The 18,197-nt window shown below is 62.5% G+C and carries 15 protein-coding genes; 10 read left to right on the top strand and 5 right to left on the bottom strand.

The annotated features are described in order from the left end of the window. Positions 1-27: 27 nt before the first annotated feature. Genes xdhB through uraH form a run of 3 tightly spaced genes read right to left on the bottom strand, consistent with a single transcriptional unit; the run spans position 28 to position 4,236 of the window. Complete coding sequence (xdhB, locus tag NKI22_RS23570) at positions 28-2,379, bottom strand: xanthine dehydrogenase molybdopterin binding subunit (RefSeq protein WP_352817207.1); 2,352 nt, start codon at positions 2,377-2,379, stop codon at positions 28-30. After that, positions 2,379-3,860 carry a xanthine dehydrogenase small subunit gene (gene xdhA, locus NKI22_RS23565; RefSeq protein ID WP_352817163.1) on the bottom strand — a complete coding sequence of 494 codons (1,482 nt, stop codon included), beginning with the start codon at positions 3,858-3,860 and terminating at the stop codon, positions 2,379-2,381. The genes xdhB and xdhA overlap by 1 nt, the downstream gene beginning before the upstream one ends. Position 3,861: 1 nt before the next feature. Further along, a complete protein-coding gene (uraH, locus tag NKI22_RS23560; RefSeq protein WP_023676223.1) occupies positions 3,862-4,236 on the bottom strand; it encodes a hydroxyisourate hydrolase in 375 nt (124 codons plus the stop codon). A 173-nt stretch (positions 4,237-4,409) separates the two neighbouring features. Between uraH and puuE the strand changes: the two genes are divergently transcribed. From puuE to NKI22_RS23510, 10 genes are all read left to right on the top strand, one after another. After that, entirely contained in the window at positions 4,410-5,843 is a 1,434-nt protein-coding gene (puuE, locus tag NKI22_RS23555) for an allantoinase PuuE (RefSeq protein WP_352817160.1), read from the top strand. Between the two features lie 63 nt (positions 5,844-5,906). After that, entirely contained in the window at positions 5,907-6,755 is an 849-nt protein-coding gene (locus NKI22_RS23550) for a bifunctional allantoicase/(S)-ureidoglycine aminohydrolase (RefSeq protein ID WP_502897713.1), read from the top strand. After that, entirely contained in the window at positions 6,752-7,255 is a 504-nt protein-coding gene (locus NKI22_RS23545) for an ureidoglycolate lyase (protein ID WP_352817155.1), read from the top strand. The genes NKI22_RS23550 and NKI22_RS23545 overlap by 4 nt, the downstream gene beginning before the upstream one ends. Then, positions 7,255-7,848: a nucleoside deaminase gene (locus tag NKI22_RS23540; RefSeq protein WP_352958930.1), complete on the top strand. Its 594-nt coding sequence runs from the start codon at positions 7,255-7,257 to the stop codon at positions 7,846-7,848. Before NKI22_RS23545 ends, NKI22_RS23540 begins: the two co-directional genes overlap by 1 nt. Positions 7,849-7,933: 85 nt before the next feature. Then, entirely contained in the window at positions 7,934-9,916 is a 1,983-nt protein-coding gene (locus tag NKI22_RS23535) for a CocE/NonD family hydrolase (protein WP_352817150.1), read from the top strand. A 155-nt stretch (positions 9,917-10,071) separates the two neighbouring features. Then, positions 10,072-11,658, top strand: coding sequence for an ABC transporter substrate-binding protein (locus NKI22_RS23530; RefSeq protein ID WP_352464554.1), 1,587 nt, complete (start codon positions 10,072-10,074; stop codon positions 11,656-11,658). A 16-nt stretch (positions 11,659-11,674) separates the two neighbouring features. After that, complete coding sequence (locus NKI22_RS23525) at positions 11,675-12,634, top strand: ABC transporter permease (protein ID WP_023718086.1); 960 nt, start codon at positions 11,675-11,677, stop codon at positions 12,632-12,634. Positions 12,635-12,645: 11 nt separating this feature from the next. Then, complete coding sequence (locus NKI22_RS23520; protein ID WP_023718087.1) at positions 12,646-13,473, top strand: ABC transporter permease; 828 nt, start codon at positions 12,646-12,648, stop codon at positions 13,471-13,473. After that, positions 13,473-15,143: an ABC transporter ATP-binding protein gene (locus NKI22_RS23515; RefSeq protein ID WP_352847758.1), complete on the top strand. Its 1,671-nt coding sequence runs from the start codon at positions 13,473-13,475 to the stop codon at positions 15,141-15,143. Before NKI22_RS23520 ends, NKI22_RS23515 begins: the two co-directional genes overlap by 1 nt. 8 nt (positions 15,144-15,151) lie before the next feature. Further along, positions 15,152-15,991, top strand: a complete 840-nt coding sequence (locus tag NKI22_RS23510; protein WP_023718089.1) for an alkaline phosphatase family protein — start codon at positions 15,152-15,154, stop codon at positions 15,989-15,991. Positions 15,992-16,072: 81 nt separating this feature from the next. On the opposite strand, the gene NKI22_RS23505 is transcribed toward NKI22_RS23510, so the two are convergent. Both NKI22_RS23505 and NKI22_RS23500 read right to left on the bottom strand, forming a co-directional pair. Continuing rightward, positions 16,073-17,077 carry a zinc-dependent alcohol dehydrogenase family protein gene (locus tag NKI22_RS23505; protein ID WP_352547952.1) on the bottom strand — a complete coding sequence of 335 codons (1,005 nt, stop codon included), beginning with the start codon at positions 17,075-17,077 and terminating at the stop codon, positions 16,073-16,075. Positions 17,078-17,679: 602 nt separating this feature from the next. Beyond that, positions 17,680-18,096 (bottom strand): NUDIX hydrolase, encoded by a 417-nt coding sequence (locus tag NKI22_RS23500; protein WP_031193706.1) that lies wholly within the window; start codon positions 18,094-18,096, stop codon positions 17,680-17,682. Positions 18,097-18,197 lie beyond the last annotated feature (101 nt).

Genomic DNA, 18,197 nt, shown 5'->3' with positions numbered 1-18,197 from the left:
CGGCCTGAATTGCACGTTTTCCGGGATTCAAGTGCCGGTCCTGGCTTCTCGCTTCAGCCGTTCGATCGCCATCAGCACCCGTTCCGGCGTGGCAGGCGGGTCAAGGCGCGGGCAGATCTTGTGGCCAGCAACGCTCGCCACCGCATCCGACAGCGCATGCAGCACCGACATTGCGAGCGGAAAGGGCGGCTCGCCGACCGCCTTGGAGCGGTGCACCGTCGGCTCGCCTGCTTCCGCCCAGTCGGCCAACGTGATGTTGAAAATCTTCGGCCGGTCCGAAGCGAGCGGGATCTTGTAGGTCGACGGCGCATGGGTGCGCAGCCGCCCCTTGTCGTCCCACCACAGTTCCTCCGTGGTCAGCCAGCCCATGCCCTGGATGAAGCCGCCCTCGATCTGGCCGAGGTCGATGGCGCGGTTCAGCGAACGCCCGGTTTCGTGCAGAATATCGGTGCGCTCGACGACATATTCGCCGGTCAGCGTGTCGACCGAAACTTCCGAGCAAGCCGCGCCATAGGCGAAATAATAGAAGGGGCGACCCTCGCCCTTGTCGCGGTCCCAATGGATTTTCGGCGTCTTGTAAAAGCCAGCCGCCGAAAGCTGGATGCGCGCCATATAGGCCTGCCTGACGAGATCGGCGAAGGCGATCTCCTGGTTACCGATGCGCACCCGGTTTGGCAGGAACAGCACCTGGTCGCGCGGCACCTGGAATTTCTCGGCGGCGAAATTGGTCAGCCGGTCCTTGATCTGGCGGGCGGCGTTCTGCGCCGCCATGCCGTTGAGGTCGGAGCCGGAAGACGCGGCAGTGGCCGAGGTGTTCGGCACCTTGCCGGTCGTCGTCGCGGTGATCTTGACCTGATCGAGGTCGATCTGGAACTCTTCCGCCACAACCTGCGCCACCTTGACATAGAGGCCCTGCCCCATCTCGGTGCCGCCGTGGTTCAGGTGCACTGAACCATCGGTATAGACATGCACCAGCGCGCCGGCCTGGTTGTAATGGGTGGCGGTGAACGAGATGCCAAACTTGACCGGCGTCAGCGCCAGTCCCCGCTTGATGAAGCGGCTGTTGGCATTGAAAGCATCGATGGTGCGGCGGCGCCTTGCATAGTCGGAACTCGCCTCCAGCTCGGCGACGATGCGGTGGATGATGTTGTCCTCGACCGTCTGGTGGTAGGGCGTGATGTTGCGGTCGCTGGTGCCGTAGAAATTCTTCTTGCGGATTTCGAGCGGGTCCTTGCCGACGGCAAACGCGACTTCGTCGATGACGCGCTCGGCGCCGACCATGCCTTGCGGGCCGCCGAAGCCGCGAAAGGCGGTGTTCGATACCGTATTGGTGTAGAGCGGCGCCGATTGCGCGTGCACCGCCGGCCAGAAATAGGTGTTGTCGCAATGGAACAGCGCGCGGTCGGTGACCGGGCCGGAGAGGTCGGCCGAGAAGCCGCAGCGCGCCGCGAACATGAAATCTACGCCGAGAATATTGCCCTCATCGTCGAAGCCGACCTCGTAGTCGACGAGGAAATCGTGGCGTTTGCCGGTGGCGATCATGTCGTCGTCGCGGTCGGGCCGGATTTTCACGGCCCGATGATGTTTCTTCGCGGCGATAGCGGCCAATGCCGCAAACTGATTGCCTTGCGTTTCCTTGCCGCCGAAAGCGCCCCCCATCCGGCGGATTTCCACCGTCACCGCGTGGCTCGGAACACCGAGCGCATGGCTGACCATGTGCTGGATTTCGCTCGGGTGCTGGGTCGAGGAATAGATGGTGACGTCGTGGTCCTCGCCAGGGATGGCCAAGGCGATATGACCCTCGAGATAGAAATGCTCCTGGCCGCCGATGCGCATCTGCCCTTTCAGCCGGCGTGGCGCTGCCTTGATCGCAGCCGCTGCATCACCGCGCTTCAGGGTCAGCGGCGGCGTGACCAGCTTGTCTTTCCGGGGATCGAGCTCGCCAATATCGGCGACGAACGGCAATTCCTTGTATTCGAGCTTGGCCAGCCCCGTCGCCCGGCGCGCCTGCTCGCGGGTTTCGGCGATGACGCAGAAGATCGGCTGGCCGAAGAATTGCACCTTGCCGTCGGCAAGCACCGGCTCGTCGTGGCGGCCGGTCGGCGAAATATCGTTTTCGCCGGGCACGTCGCTCGCCGTCAGCACGTCGATGACGCCGGGTGCGGCGCGGACCCCCGACAGGTCCATGCTGGTGACGGTGGCATGCGTCGCCGCCGAAAGCCCAAGACAGCCGTGCAGCGTGCCGGCCGGTTCCGGCATGTCGTCGATATAGACGGCCGTGCCACTGACATGCTTGTGCGCGGAATCATGGCGCTGATCGGTGGCGACGCCGCCGGCGATTTTTTGCGCCTTCAAGTTCGGAGTGGCGTGCTTGTTCATCATGCCGCCTCGTGCCGTGATACCTGGATCGGCGCCCGGGTGCCCGTGGTTTCGGCAAAGAAGCGCAGCAGCAGGTTGCGCGCCGCCAGCGCCCGGTATTCGGCGCTTGCCCGCATGTCGGTCAGCGGGGTGAAATCGCCGGCGTACGCGGCCATCGCCGCCTCGACCGTCGCTTCCGTCCAGGGCTTGCCAAGCAATGCCTTTTCTACGCCAAAGGCGCGCTTCGGCGTTGCCGCCATGCCGCCATAGGCGATGCGTATCTCCGCCACCGTGCCGTCCGCGGCCAGCGTCAGGAAAAACGCGCCTAGCGCTGCGGTGATGTCTTCGTCGCGGCGCTTGGTGATCTTGTAGACGGCAAATTTCGTCTCGCTGCCCGGCAGCGGAACATGCACGGCCTCGACGAATTCGCCGGGCTGCCGGTCCTGTCGGCCATAGGCGATGAAAAAATCTTCGAGTGGGATCGTCCGCCGCTTGTGGCCGCGACGCAGCGTCATGCGGGCACCGAGTGCGATCAGCGGCGGCGGCGTGTCGCCAATCGGCGAACCGTTAGCGATATTGCCGCCGATGGTGCCCATGTTGCGCACCTGATCGCCGCCGATGCGGTCGAACAGCGGGCCTAGCGCCGGGATGCATTTTGCCAGCGTCGAGAAGGCTTCGCTATAGGTGACACCGGCGCCGATCGAGATGACGCCCTTGTCCTCGGACATCCCGCACAGACCATCGAGATTGCCGATGAAAACCGCCGGCGAAATATCGCGCATGTGCTTGGTCACCCAAAGGCCGACATCGGTCGAACCGGCGACGATAGTGGCGCCCGGCTCCTCGACCAGCACGCTGGCGAGATCGTCGGCATTGGCCGGCACGATCAGCCGCTTGTTGCCGGAGCCGATCTCAATGCGCGAACCGTCCTTCATCGCGTCGAGCTTGGCCGTGACTGCCTTGCGCTCGGCCGCCAACGGATCCTTTGCCGCCTTGCCGTAGCTGGAGATGGCACGTGCGGCGCGCATGATCGCCTCGTAGCCGGTGCAGCGGCAGAGATTGCCTTGCAGTGCCTTTTCGATGGCGGCGTCCGACGGCTCCGGCGACCGCATCCACAGCGCATAAAGCGACATGACGAAACCCGGCGTGCAGAAGCCGCATTGCGAGCCGTGGAAATCGATCATCGCCTGCTGCACGGGGTGCAGTTTTCCTGCGTCGCCGCGCAGATGCTCGATGGTCACGACATGCGTGCCGTCTAGCGAGCCAAGGAAGCGGATACAGGCATTGACGCTTTCATAGACCAGTGTTCCACCGGAGAGCCTGCCGACCAGCACCGTGCAGGCGCCGCAGTCGCCCTCGGCGCAACCTTCCTTGGTGCCGCGCAGCGAGCGGTCGAGCCGCAGCCAGTCGAGCAGTGTCTGGTCGGGTGCAACCGTGCCGAGCGCGACGTCCTCGCCATTGAGGATGAACCGGATTTCGTTGCGTGTCTTGATCCCGGCCATCTCAGCTTCCCCGGTAGGTCGAATAGCCGTACGGCGACAGAAGCAGCGGCACATGATAGTGCATCGGCTCGGCCATACCGAAGCGGATGGGCACATGGTCGAGGAAGGCCGGTTCCGGCAGTTTTGTCCCCTGCCGGCGCAGATAATCGCCGGCCGCAAAGACCAATTCGTATTCGCCGGTACGGAACTCCGCGCCGGCAAGCAACGGAGCATCGCAACGGCCGTCATCATTGGTGACGACCGTTTTCAGATGCGTCCGGGCCTGGCCGTCAAGATGATAGAGCTCAATCGACAGACCGGCCGCCGGTTTGCCGGCCGCGGTGTCGAGGACATGGGTCGTCAGGCGCCCGCCTTCGGCTTTCGACGTTTCCGCCACTGGCTGCTCCATTCCCTGCACAGTCGAACACTATTCATGAATTGTGCGCCAATTAAAGGCGATGCATAAGTCCCGGTCGAGCGGAGCGCGACAAAAACACTTTCAAAAATTTCGGGGGAATGCGCAGGCACTCCTTTCGACTATCCTGATCACAATTTCCGGCAGGAGCGAGAATGCGTTACGAACGAGACATGCGCGGCTACGGAGCCAATCCGCCGGATCCGAAATGGCCCGGCGGGGCGCATGTCGCGGTCCAGTTCGTCGTCAATTACGAAGAGGGCGGCGAGAATTGCGTCCTGCACGGCGACAAGGCCTCGGAGGCTTTCCTGTCGGAGATCGTCGGCGCCGCGCCCTGGCCCGGCCAGCGCCACTCGAACATGGAATCGATCTACGAATACGGCGCCCGCGCCGGCTTCTGGCGATTGCTGCGCCTGTTCAGCGCGGCACAGGTGCCGGTCACCTGCTACGGCGTCGCCACGGCCCTGGCGCGCTCGCCCGACCAGGTCGCAGCGATGCAGGAGGCCGGCTGGGAGATCGCCTCGCACGGGCTGAAATGGATCGACTACCGCGACCACGCGCCAGAAGACGAGCGCCGCGACATGGAAGCGGCGATACGGCTGCATTATGAGGTGACAGGCGCGCGGCCGACCGGCTGGTACACCGGCCGCACGTCGATCAACACGGTGCGTCTGGCGGCGGAAGAAGGCGGCTTCGACTATGTGTCGGACACCTATGACGACGAACTGCCCTACTGGTTCGAGCATGTGACACCGAACGGGTCGGCGAAGCCGCAGCTGGTCATCCCCTATACGCTCGACGCCAACGACATGCGCTTTGCCACGCCGCAGGGCTTCAACTCCGGCGACCAGTTCTTTGCCTATCTCAGGGATAGTTTCGACACGCTCTATGCCGAGGGCAAGGCAGGGCGGCCGCGCATGATGAATATCGGCCTGCACTGCCGCCTGGTTGGGCGGCCGGGCCGGGTCGCGGCACTGAAGCGCTTCATCGACTACGTCAAATCACACGACAAGGTCTGGCTGGCACGGCGCATCGACATTGCAAAACATTGGCAGGAGACGCATCCGTTCCGGTTGCCGGCATTGCGCCCGTCGAAAATGGAATTCGAGGCCTTCGTCCACGCATTCGGCGGCGTCTTCGAACATTCGCCGTGGATTGCCGAGCGCGCCTACGAGTTGGAACTCGGCCCGGCGCATGACAGTGCCGGCGGCCTGCACAACGCGCTCTGCCGCGTCTTTCGCGCGGCCAGCGAGGCCGAGCGGCTTTCCGTGCTCAATGCCCACCCCGACCTTGCCGGAAAACTGGCGCAGGCCAAGCGGCTAACCGCGGAATCCTCCAGGGAACAGGCTTCGGCCGGGCTAGACGCGCTGACCGACAACGAGCGCGAGCTGTTCGCAAAGCTCAATGCCGCCTACGTCACCGGTTTCGGTTTCCCGTTCATCATTGCGGTGAAGGGCAAGACCAAGGAGGACATCCTGGCCGAGTTCGAAACGCGTATCGGCAACAGCCGCGATGTCGAATTCGAAACCGCCTGCAGACAGGTCGAGCGCATCGCGCTGCTTCGTCTCAAGGACATGCTTCCACAATAGGCTTTGGCTGCCGCGATGGGCCCTGGCTTCCGCAACAGGCTTGAATTTATGGATATGATGAAAATGGCCGAGCGAACCTATTATGCGCCGCAGGGCGGACATCCCGGCCAGAGTGAATTGCTGACCGGACGCGCCGTGTTCACACAGGCCTATGCCGTAATCCCCAAAGGCGTGATGCAGGACATCGTCACCAGCGCCTTGCCGTTCTGGGATGGGACACGGGTCTGGGTGCTGTCGCGGCCGCTGTCGGGTTTTGCCGAGACGTTTTCGCAATACATCGTCGAGCTCGCGCCCGGCGGCGGCAGCGACCGGCCAGAACCGGATGATGATGCCGAGGGCGCGATATTCGTGGTTGAAGGCGAGCTGAGCGTGTCGCTAGCCGGAAAGAAGCATGTGCTCAGGCCGGGCGGGTTCGCGTTTCTGCCGCCAGCGAGCGGGTGGACGGTGCGCAACGAAAGCGGCGCTGCCGTCCGGTTCCACTGGATCCGAAAGGCTTACGATGCGGTCGACGGCATCGAGCTGCCGCAAGCGTTCTTCGCCAACGAACAGGATATCGCACCGACGCCGATGCCGGGTACCGAAAGCCGCTGGGCAACAACGCGCTTCGTCGATCCGGCCGACATGCGCCACGATATGCATGTCACTATCGTCACCCTCGAGCCGGGCGCCGTCATCCCGTTTGCCGAAACGCACGTCATGGAGCACGGGCTTTATGTGCTGGAGGGCAAGGCGGTCTACCGTCTCAACCAAGACTGGGTCGAGGTCGAGGCCGGCGACTATATGTGGTTGCGCGCCTTCTGCCCGCAGGCCTGCTATGCCGGCGGGCCAGGCAAGTTCCGCTATCTCCTCTACAAGGACGTGAACCGCCACGCCAAGCTCGGCGGTGTGGGCATCGAGGGTCGCGCGCGGTGATCCGCATCGTCGCGCGGCCGCTGACCCGCGAGAATTTCGCCGAATTCGGCGACGTCATCGATATGGGCGGCGACAACCATTATCCGATCAATGGCGGCAAGGCCGAGCGCTATCACGATCTCGCCACCGCTGAAGCACGAGGGCCGAATGCGCACGTGCTGATCTCGATGGTGCGTGGCACGCCCTATGAGCTGCCGTTGAAGCTGACCATGGTCGAGCGCCATCCGTTCGGCAGCCAGGCCTTCATCCCGCTGTCACAACGGCCGTTCCTGGTCGTCGTCTGCCACGACGGCGATGAAGGCCCGGGCGAGCCGCATGCTTTCATCACCGCGCCCGGGCAAGGCGTCAACTATCCGCGCAATTTGTGGCACGGCGTGCTGACGCCGATCGGCGAGCCCCAGGATTTCCTGGTCGTCGACCGTGGCGGCGACGGCTCCAACCTCGAAGAGTGCCACTTCTCGCACGCCTACGAGATTCATCTTCCCGATGGGAGCCGGTGATGGCTGACATTTCGCTGATCGACCGCCTGCTCGACGTCATCGAGCACGACATCGTGCCGAAGACGGCGAAGGGTGTCGCGCACGGCAACAAGTTGTTCGGCGCGGCGATCCTGCGCAAGGACGACAGCTCGCTGGTGCTTGCCGAAACCAACAATGAGACGGAAAACCCGCTGTGGCACGGCGAGGTGCATTGCCTGAAGCGCTTCTACGAAATGCCGAAGGCCGAGCGCGTCGACACCGCGGATGCCATCTTTCTCGCCACGCACGAACCTTGCTCGCTCTGCCTGTCGGCGATCACCTGGACCGGCTTCGACAATTTCTACTATCTGTTCAGCCACGAGGATTCGCGCGACAGTTTCGCTATCCCGCACGATTTGAAGATCCTGAAAGAGGTCTTCACCCTCGATCCCGGCGGCTACAATGCCGAGAATGCCTATTGGAAGAGCTTTTCGATCCGCAGACTGGTACAATCGCTGTCGGGGCCTGAGCGCGAGCCGCTGGAGGCGCGGATCAGCGCCATCTCGGCAATCTACGACGAACTGTCCGGCGCTTACCAGGCGAGCAAGGTCGAAAACGACATCCCGTTGAATTGACGCGGATTGACCAGCCGAATTCGTTGGCTGGCCCACGACGACATCCTGCGGACTCCATCATCTGGCGCTCCTGGAGTCTGCCGGCATGAAAATCGTCACTGAATTCCCACGAAAGATCGTCGAATTTCCGGATATGGGGATCGTCATGCCGGACGGCTGCCGGCTGTCGGCGCGGGTGTGGATGCCGGCCGATGCCGCCGACGATCCGGTGCCGGCAATCCTCGAACATCTGCCCTATCGCAAGCGCGACGGCACGATCTATCGTGATCAGCTGACGCATCCCTATTTCGCAGGCCACGGCTACGCCTCGATCCGCGTCGACATGCGCGGCAACGGCGATTCCGAAGGGCTGATGGACGATGAATATTCCGAGCAGGAATTGCAGGACGCTTGCGACGTCATAGCCTGGGCGGCGGCGCAGCCCTGGTGCAACGGCAATGTCGGCATGATGGGCATTTCGTGGGGCGGCTTCAACTGCCTGCAGGTAGCAGCCAAGCAGCCGGCGGCGCTGAAGGCGGTTATCAGTCTCTGTTCGACAGTCGACCGCTACGCCGACGACATCCACTACAAGGGCGGCTGCCTGCTGATCGAGAATTTCGGCTGGGCTTCGACCATGCTGTCCTATTCGTCGCGGCCGCCGGATCCGTTGCTGGCCGGCGACAACAGATGGCGCGAGCTGTGGCTGACCCGGCTGGAGAACCAGCCCTTCCTGGCGCCGCTGTGGTTGAAGCACCAGCATCGCGACGCCTATTGGAAGCGCGGCTCGATCTGCGAGGACTATTCCGCCATTCATGCCGCGGTGCTGTCGATCGGCGGCTGGCATGACGGTTATCGCAATACGATTTCCCATCTCGCCGCCAATATCGAGGCGCCGGTCAAGGGCATCGTCGGCCCGTGGATCCACAAATACCCGCAGTACGCCGCGCCCGAACCGCGCATCGGCTTCCTGCAGGAGGCGTTGCGCTGGTGGGACCGCTGGCTGAAGGACCTCGACACCGGCGTAGAGGCCGACCCGGCCTACCGCGCCTATGTGATGGACAGCGTGCGTCCGGCGCGCTGGCATCCCGAGCGGCCGGGCCGCTGGGTCGCTGAAACGGAATGGCCGTCACCCAACATCAAGACGCAAGAGGTTGAGCTTATCGCTGAAGGCAACCACGCTATCGTCACTTCGCCGCAAAGCTGCGGCCTTGCCGGTGGCGAATATTTCCCCTTCACCTTTGGACCGGAACTGCCGGGTGACCAGCGCACCGACGATGCGCTGTCGGTGTGCTTCGACCAGCCGGTGCTGACCGAAGCGGTCGACATCGTCGGTGCTCCCGAAGTTGTGGTCAGGGTCTCGTCGGACCGGCGCCAGGCGAACATCGCGGTTCGGCTGTGCGACGTCCATCCGGACGGAGCGTCGGAGTTGATCTCCTACGGCGTGCTCAACCTGACGCATCGCAACTCGCACGAATTTCCCGAAGCGCTGGTGCCCGGCGAAACCGTCAGCGCCCGGGTGGTCCTCGACCAATGCGCCTATCGCGTGCCGGCCGGCCACCGCTTGCGTGTTGCCATCTCCAACAGCTATTGGCCGATGATCTGGCCGTCGCCGGAGCCGGTCCGGCTGGAATTGTCGGCCGCGACATTGATGCTGCCGCTGCGCCCGCTGGCGCCAGGTGACGAAGTGGTCTTCCCCGCTCCCGAGGGCGCCACGCCCTGGGCAACCGAAACGGTCCGCGCCGCCAATTCCGAGCGTCATGTCGATCGCGACGAAAAGACCGGAATGATCACGCTTTCTATCGTCGACGATTTCGGTGAGGTGCGCGACCTGGAGCATGGCCTCGCCCACGGGAGCATCGCCAGAGAGACATGGGCGATCCGTCCTGACAATCCGCTGTCAGCCTTGGGCAAGACGCATTGGACCCAGACGCTGTCGCGAAATGAATGGTCGGTGCGCACCGAAACCTTCGCCGAAATGCGCTCCGACGCGCAAAGCTTCATGGTTAGCGCCAGAATTGAAGCCTATGAAGGCGAGAAACTGGTCTTCGAGCGCGACTTCGAGGAGAAAATCCCGCGGGTACTGCTTTGAGCGCTTATAGCGATTGGTCCAATTGCGACGCACGATTTACGCCACGGCATGTCGCATTCGGTCTTGCTTACCGCTTTCCCTTACGGTCATTATTCTCCCGATTGAAATGAGAAAAAACGACCATAAGGTCGGACCAACAGAGTGAGGAACTCAACATGTCGAACGAACTGGAATATCTGAGCCGGCGCGTTGCGTCCGGCAAGCTGAGCCGTCGCGATTTTCTCGGCCGGGCGGCAGCGCTCGGCGTCACCGCAACGTTCGCCAATTCGCTGCTTTCCAGCGCTTCCCGCGCGGCGGGTCCGGTCAAGGGCGGCACGCTCAAGGCCGGCCTGGTCGGCGGCGAATCCACCAACAGCCTCGATCCGGCGCTATTCATGACGCAGGTGCCGTTCGCCTTCGGCAAGATGTGGGGCGAACTGATCGTCGAGCTGTCTCCCGAAGGCAAGCTCGAGAACCGCATTGCCGAGGAGATCGGCTCGTCGGACGACGCCAAGACCTGGACGCTGAAGATCCGCGACGGCGTCGAGTTCCACAACGGCAAGAAAGTGACTGCAGAGGACGTGGCCGCCACCCTCGAACGCCATTCGGACGAGAAGTCGAAATCCGGCGCGCTCGGCTATATGAAAGGCATCGAGAGCATCAAGGCCAGCGGCAAGGAAGTGGTGTTAACGCTGAAGGAGCCGAATGCCGATCTTCCCTATCTGCTTAGCGACTATCACCTGATCATCCAGCCGAACGGCGGCAAGGACAAGGCCGATGCCGGCATCTCGGCGGGTCCTTACAAGGTCACCACCAACGAGCCCGGCGTGCGCCATGGCGGCGAGCGCTTCGCCAACTACTGGCAGGGCGACAAGATGGGCCATGCCGACCAGATCGAGATCATCGTCATCAACGACGCCACGGCGCGTACGGCGGCCCTGCAGGGCGGCCAGGTCCACATGATCAACCGCGTCGAGCCGAAGATCGTCGACCTGATCAAGCGTGTGCCCGGCGTCACCATCCGCAACCATTCGGGACCCGGCCACTACGTCTTCATCATGCACTGCAACACCGCGCCGTTCGACAACAACGATTTGCGCATGGCGCTGAAGCTGGCGATCGACCGCGAGGAGATGCTGAACAAGGTGCTGCGTGGCTATGGCTCGCTCGGCAACGACTTCCCGATCAATGCATCGTACCCGCTATTCACCGAGATCGAGCAGCGCAAATACGATCCCGACAAGGCCAAGTTCCACTACAAGAAGTCGGGCCATGACGGTGCCGTCCTGCTCCGGACGTCGGACGTCGCCTTCCCCGGTGCCGTCGATGCCGCACAGCTGTTCCAGCAAAGCGCGGCCAAGGCCGGCATCAAGCTGGAGATCAAGCGCGAACCGGGCGACGGCTACTGGTCGGAAGTCTGGAACAAGCAGCCCTTCTGCGCCTCCTACTGGGGCGGCCGGTCGACGCAGGACCAGATGTACTCGACTGCCTATCTGTCGACGGCCGACTGGAACGACACACGGTTCAAGCGTCCGGATTTCGACAAGATGGTGCTGGCGGCTCGCGCCGAGCTCGACGAGGCCAAGCGCAAGGCAATGTACCACGACATGGCTGTGATGGTGCGCGACGAGGGCGGCCTGATCCTGCCGATGTTCAATCAGTTCATCGACGCGACGGGCGCCAAGGTTGCCGGCTGGGTGGATGATCCGCATCAGGAGTTGATGAACGGATATGCTCTCGCGAAGTGCTGGCTCGAAGCCTGAGCCCGGCCTTGCGGATATGTCCTCACCCATCGTGAAACTGGTGGCCCAGCGCATTGCGCTGGGCATCATCCTTCTATTGGCCGTTTCGGTCCTGATCTTCGCCGGCACCCAGATCCTGCCCGGCGATGTTGCGCAAGCCATTCTCGGGCAGTCGGCGACACCGGAGTCGCTCGCCAATCTGCGCGAACAGCTCGGGCTCAACGATCCGGCTTACATCCGTTATTTTCGCTGGCTCGGCGGCATTCTGACCGGTGATCTCGGCACGGCTATGTCGAGCGGTCAGGATATCGCAACCTCTATCAAGGGAAGGCTGTGGAACACGCTGTTCCTCGCCTTCTGGGCGGCGGTCGTCGCGGTGCCGCTGGCGATCATCCTCGGGCTGATCGCGGTGCGCTACCGCAATGGCTGGGTCGACAAGCTGATCTCGGGACTGGCGCTGGCCTCGACGTCCTTCCCGGAATTCTTCGTCGGCTATGTGCTCGTCTTTTTCTTCGCGGTGCAACATCAATGGTTTCCCGCCATTTCCACCGTCTATGACGGAATGCCGTTCGGCGAGCGCATCCAGGCCATAGCACTGCCGGCGGCGGCGCTGACCTTGGTGGTGCTCGCCCATATGATGCGCATGACGCGCGCCGCGATCCTCAATGTCATGCAGTCGGCCTATGTCGAAACCGCCGAACTCAAGGGGCTTTCCGCCTTCGCGGTCATCCGCAGGCATGCCTTCCCCAATGCTATTGCGCCGATCATCAACGTCGTAATGCTCAACCTGGCCTATCTCATAGTCGGCGTCGTCGTTGTCGAGGTGATCTTCGTCTATCCGGGTATGGGCCAATATCTCGTCGACCACGTCACCAAGCGTGACGTGCCTGTGGTGCAGGCGGTCGGGCTGATCTTCGCCGCCGTCTACATCAGCCTGAACATCATCGCGGACATAGCGGCAATCGTCGCCAATCCGCGCCTTAGACATCCGAAATGAAGGGGTCGGGTATGCTCGTCATCAAACGCATCCCCATCCCGGCATTGATCGGCATCGTGCTGACGGCGCTGTTCGTTCTGGCGGCGATTTTTGCGCCGTGGATCGCGCCGCATGGCAATGCCGAGATCGTCAGCGACGTCCCTTGGGAACCGATGTCGGCGGCGCATTGGCTGGGCACCGACAATCTGGGCCGCGATCTGTTGTCGCGCATGATCTATGGCGCCCGCATCACCCTGTTCATCGCGGTGCTGGCGACCGCGCTATCGTTCTCGCTCGGCGCCATACTCGGCTTCTCGGCGGCGGTTTTCGGCGGCTGGTTCGACACGCTTCTGTCGCGTCTCGTCGATCTCCTGATGTCGATCCCGACGCTGATCATGGCCCTTGTCGTGCTTTCGGTGCTGCCATCCAATCTGGTGACGCTGATCCTGGTCATGGGCGTTCTGGATTCGACCCGCGTCTACCGCCTGTCGAGGGCGGTCGCCGTCGACATCAACGTCATGGATTACGTCGAGGCGGCCAAATTGCGCGGCGAAGGCAGCGGCTGGATCATCTTCCGCGAAATCCTGCCCAATGCGCTGTCGCCGCTGGTTTCGGAACTCGGCCTGCGCTTCATCTATGCCGTGCTGTTCCTGTCGACGCTGTCCTTCCTTGGGCTTGGCGTACAGCCGCCGGACGCCGATTGGGGCGGTATGGTCAAGGAAAACAAGGATGGTATCGTCTTCGGCATAGGCGCCGCCCTCATTCCGGCGGCGGCGATCGCAGCGCTGGCGATTTCCGTCAATCTCGTCGCCGACTGGGTGCTCAACCGCACGACAAGCCTGAAGGGAGGACGCGGGTAATGGCTGACAAGCAACCGAAGCCCGGGCAACCGAGGTCCGGCGTGCTGCTCGACATCCGCAATCTGCGCATCGAGGCCACGGTATATCCGCCGGGCGAGGCGCCGAAGAACATCGTGCTGGTGCACGATGTCTCGCTGACGCTCGAAAAGGGCAAGGTGCTCGGATTGATCGGCGAGTCCGGCGCCGGCAAATCGACCATCGGCCTGTCGTCGATGGGCTACGGCCGCGGCGGCGTGCGCATCACCGGCGGTGAGGTCATCCTCAATGGCCGCGACATCCTGAAGGGCGGCAACGAAGGGTTCCGCAAATTGCGCGGCCGCGAGGTCTGCTATGTCGCGCAATCGGCGGCAGCTGCCTTCAACCCGGCGCACAGGCTGATGGACCAGGTGGTCGAGGCAGCACTGCTGCACGGCACGGCGACGCGGGCCGAAGCCGAAAAGCGCGCCGTGGCGCTGTTCAAGAAGCTCAGCCTGCCGAACCCCGAAAGCATCGGCGAGCGCTTCCCCCACCAGGTGTCGGGCGGTCAGCTGCAGCGCGTGATGACGGCAATGGCGCTGTGCTCGGAGCCCGACCTGATCGTCTTCGACGAGCCGACCACGGCGCTCGACGTGACGACGCAGATCGACGTCTTGGCGGCGATCAAGGATGCCATCCGCGACACGCATGTCGCGGCGCTCTACATCACCCACGATCTTGCCGTCGTCGCCCAGGTATCGGACGAGATCATGGTGCTGCGCCACGGCCGGCTGGTCGAATGGGGCGGCACGCGCCAGATCATCAAGGAGCCGCGCCAGGAATACACCAACGCGCTGGTTTCAGTGCATGAGATCGAACATCAGGAGCAGAAGCCCGGCACGAGCCCGTTCCTGTCGGTCAAGAACATCACCGCCGCCTATGGCCGCAGCCACATCAAGGTGTTGAAGAACGTCTCGGTCGATATTTTCCCGGGCCAGACGCTGGCGGTGGTCGGCGAGTCCGGCTCCGGCAAATCGACGCTGGCGCGCGCCATCACCGGCCTCTTGCCGCCCGAACAAGGCACCGTCACCTTCGACGGGCGGCCGCTCGCCAACCGGCTTGCCGACCGGCCGAAAGAGGATCTGCGCCAATTGCAGATGATCTACCAGATGGCCGATGTGGCGATGAACCCGCGCCAGACGGTCGGCACCATCATCGGCCGGCCGCTGGAATTCTATTTTGGGATGCGCGGGCGCGAGCGCGACAAACGCGTCGCCGAACTGCTCGACAAGATTGAAATGGGCAAAGGCTATATCGACCGCTATCCGGCCGAGCTTTCGGGCGGCCAGAAGCAGCGCGTCTGCATCGCCCGCTCGCTCGCCGCCAAGCCGAAGCTGATCATCTGCGACGAGGTGACCTCGGCGCTCGACCCGCTGGTCGCCCATGGCATACTGGAGCTGCTGCTCGGGCTGCAGAAAGAGGAAAACGTCGCCTATCTGTTCATCACCCACGACCTGGCCACGGTCAAGTCGATCGCCGATTCAATCGCGGTGATGTATCGCGGCGAGGTGGTGCGCTACGGCGCCAAGAGCACCGTGCTGACGCCACCCTTCGATGCCTACACCGATCTTTTGCTGTCGTCGGTGCCCGAAATGGAGATCGGCTGGCTGGAAAAGGCGATCAAGGGACGGCGCATGGCCAGCGCGGGAAATTAGACACTCCCGTGGCGCTCAAGACAAAACTTTTGGTCATCATCCTCGACGGCGTGCCTTACCGGAACTGGCGGCGGCTGATGGGCAATCTCGAAGGCTGGGTGCAATCAGGCGAAGCCCGCGTATGGAAAATGCGCTCCGTCCTGCCGTCGACCTCGGCATCCTGCTACGCCTCGATCCACACCGGCGTGCCGCCCCAAGTGCACGGTATCCTGTCGAACGAGAACCGGTTTCGCGTCGAACAGCCTGATATTTTTTCCGAAGTCAGCAGGGCCGGCGGCAAGACGGGTGCGGTCACCCATTCCTACTGGTCCGAATTCTTCCGGGCCTATCCGTTCGACCTGGTCGAGGACATGGAGTTCGACGAGCCGGGCGGGCCGATCGGCCACGGCCGGTTCCACACCATGACCGGCTATAATGCCAGGAACCAGATGACGCCGAGCGACGTCGACCTGTTCGCTACCTTGACCATGCTGACCAGGCGCTACGGCATCGACTACGGCATCCTGCACAGCTGCACGCTGGACTCGATGGGCCACCGCTTCGGCCATGACTGCCATGAGATGGATCATGCCGTCTATGCAATGGACGCCATGCTCGCCGGCTTCCTGCCGCGCTGGCGGGAGGCCGGCTACGAGGTGATCGTCACCGCCGATCATGGCCAGACCGATCGCGGCCATCATGGCGGCCACGACGAGGAGATGCAGGATTTCGCACTTTACTACTTCGGATCCGGCGAGGGTCCGGAAGCCAAGACGCTGCTCGATCAGCTGCAGCTCGCGCCAACGGTGCTTGCGCGCCTCGGCGTGCCGGTGCCGGCGACGATGAAGGCAAAGCCATTTCTCGACTGATTGGTGCCTGGCCTGCTTTGCTTGCGGAGAACATAAAGCCGGTCGAAATGCGCGACGCCAAATGGAGGCCAGATACAGGAGTCAAAGTTCGAGACAGACCTTGCCAAAATGCTTTTGGGACTCGTAGTGCTTGAAGGCATTGGCGATCTCCTGCAGGGGAAAACCGCGGTCGATCGCAGGCTTCAAACGGTTGGCCTCTATGGCACGGATCATGTCGTTCTGGTCTGCCCTGCTGCCAATCGAGATTCCGCTGATCCTGATCTGATTGGAAAACAGGGCCGGGATCGAAACTTGCCCGGCAAAACCAGTCAAGACACCGATCAGTGCGATGTGGCCGCCCATCCTGCAAGCTGTTATCGACTGCGCCAATGTGCCGGGCCCGCCAACCTCGATCACATGATCGACGCCGCGTCCGTCCGTCAATACCCTTGCCTTCTGGCCCCAATCCGGCACCGCCTTGTAATTGACGACAATGTCGGCTCCAAATCGCTTTAACTTTTCCAGCTTCTCCTCCGATGAGGAGGTGGCAATAACCCGAGCGCCTGCAATTTTTGCGAATTGCAGCGCGAACAGCGATACACTTCCCGTGCCAAGGACCAGCACCGTATCACCAGGCTTCACCTGGCCGCACACCATCAGGGCTTTCCAGGCGGTGACGCCGGCACAAGTAAGCGTTGCCGCCTCCACATGCGTGAAGTCTGCCGGTGCCCTTGTGAAGGCATGCCAGGGCATGCACACATACTCGCGGGCATAGCCGTCAACATCATCTCCCAATTCGCCCTTCTTATTGGCTGGCGTCGGTTCGCCTGCCAGCCAATGGGGCCAATAGGTGCTGACGACGGCATCTCCGACCTTGAATTCTTGGACATCGTCTGAGACCGCAACCACCTCTCCGGCGCCATCGGACAGCGGGATACGGCCATCGGCGCACGGTTTCTTTCCCAGCGCCACCATACTGTCGTGGAAATTCAACGAACACGCTCGTATCCTGACAAGCAACTCACCCGGCCCTGGTTCTGGGCAATCTTCCTCGACCAGCTTGAGATTTTCCAAGCCTCCCGGCGCTTTCAGCCTAATCAATCTCATGGAAAGCTCCTTCCGACCGCGCAAGGCTTCATGCGCCCCACCACTCGCGTGGACGCTTGACCGCGGCGAACACCGCCATGGGCGACTGATCCACGAGAATCGCGGCCGCAAAGCTGTTGTTGGTCATAACATTTCGTTTCTTCAGGCTGGATTGCCATTTGCGATCGGGACCTTAGTCGCCCGGCAGCGGACTGTTGAGTTACAAAACTGTCGGGAATCCCTGCACGGCGATGGCGTCCAATTACGCCTCGCCCGAGGCTGAACGACTGCACCTTACCCGATGGTTATGAGCCGCCTTGTGGCCGCCGTCATTGCGAGCCTGACGGCCGAGACAGTATCGCTAAAAAGGGGGAGAACGGTACACTCTGGCAACCTCTCCGCTCTTCGGTTAGCCTCCGCAAATATCCGGCGGAGGCGGTGAACCCTTTTTGGGCCGATCAGCGACAGATGCCCGAAGTGGAGATCGGCGGGCTGGAGAAGGCGAATCAAGGGACGGCGGATGGCAAGCGCGGGAAATTGAGCACCTAGGGATTCCCTCGCGTCACGGGAAATGCCGAGGATCGGTGCGCGGATCACGTGCGAGAACGGGTACTTTCGGGAGGTCACGTCGCGGCGAGCTTTGCGAGCCGGCGATAATCGCAATCCACCAGATTGGGGAGGCGCTGAAGTTCCTCGACATCAAACCACCGGATCTCGGTGTGTTCCTCGCAAATGTTGCTTGGATCCCCGCCTTCCCAGCCGATGACCTTGAAAACGTGGTGCAACGCCTTCCCATAGAGCTCGGGATGGCGCTCTCCAATGCACCGCATCCAACCGAAATCTGTTGGCGTCACTCCAATTTCTTCCTGAATCTCGCGAACGAGTGCCTCTTCCAGCGTCTCTCCGGCTTCAACGCGGCCGCCGATCGTGTCCCAATGCCCAGGCCACGCGCTCTTCCAGGCAGCGCGAAGACCCATCAAGACCTTCCGGTCGTGGTTCACCAGCAATGCACCGACCGTAACTGTGGGATTCCTGATCATTTGCGGAGCGTATTCGCTGCAGCGATGTTTGCAAAGGCGGCGTCTTCCCTCCCCCGCAGGGAGAAGGAGAAAGCGCACCTCTGGCAACCTCTCCGCTCTTC

The organism is Mesorhizobium sp. M0778 (genome assembly GCF_040320105.1).
Classification (GTDB): domain Bacteria; phylum Pseudomonadota; class Alphaproteobacteria; order Rhizobiales; family Rhizobiaceae; genus Mesorhizobium.
Note: the sequence above shows the minus strand (reverse complement) of the source record. Positions and strands in the feature narration are given on the sequence as shown.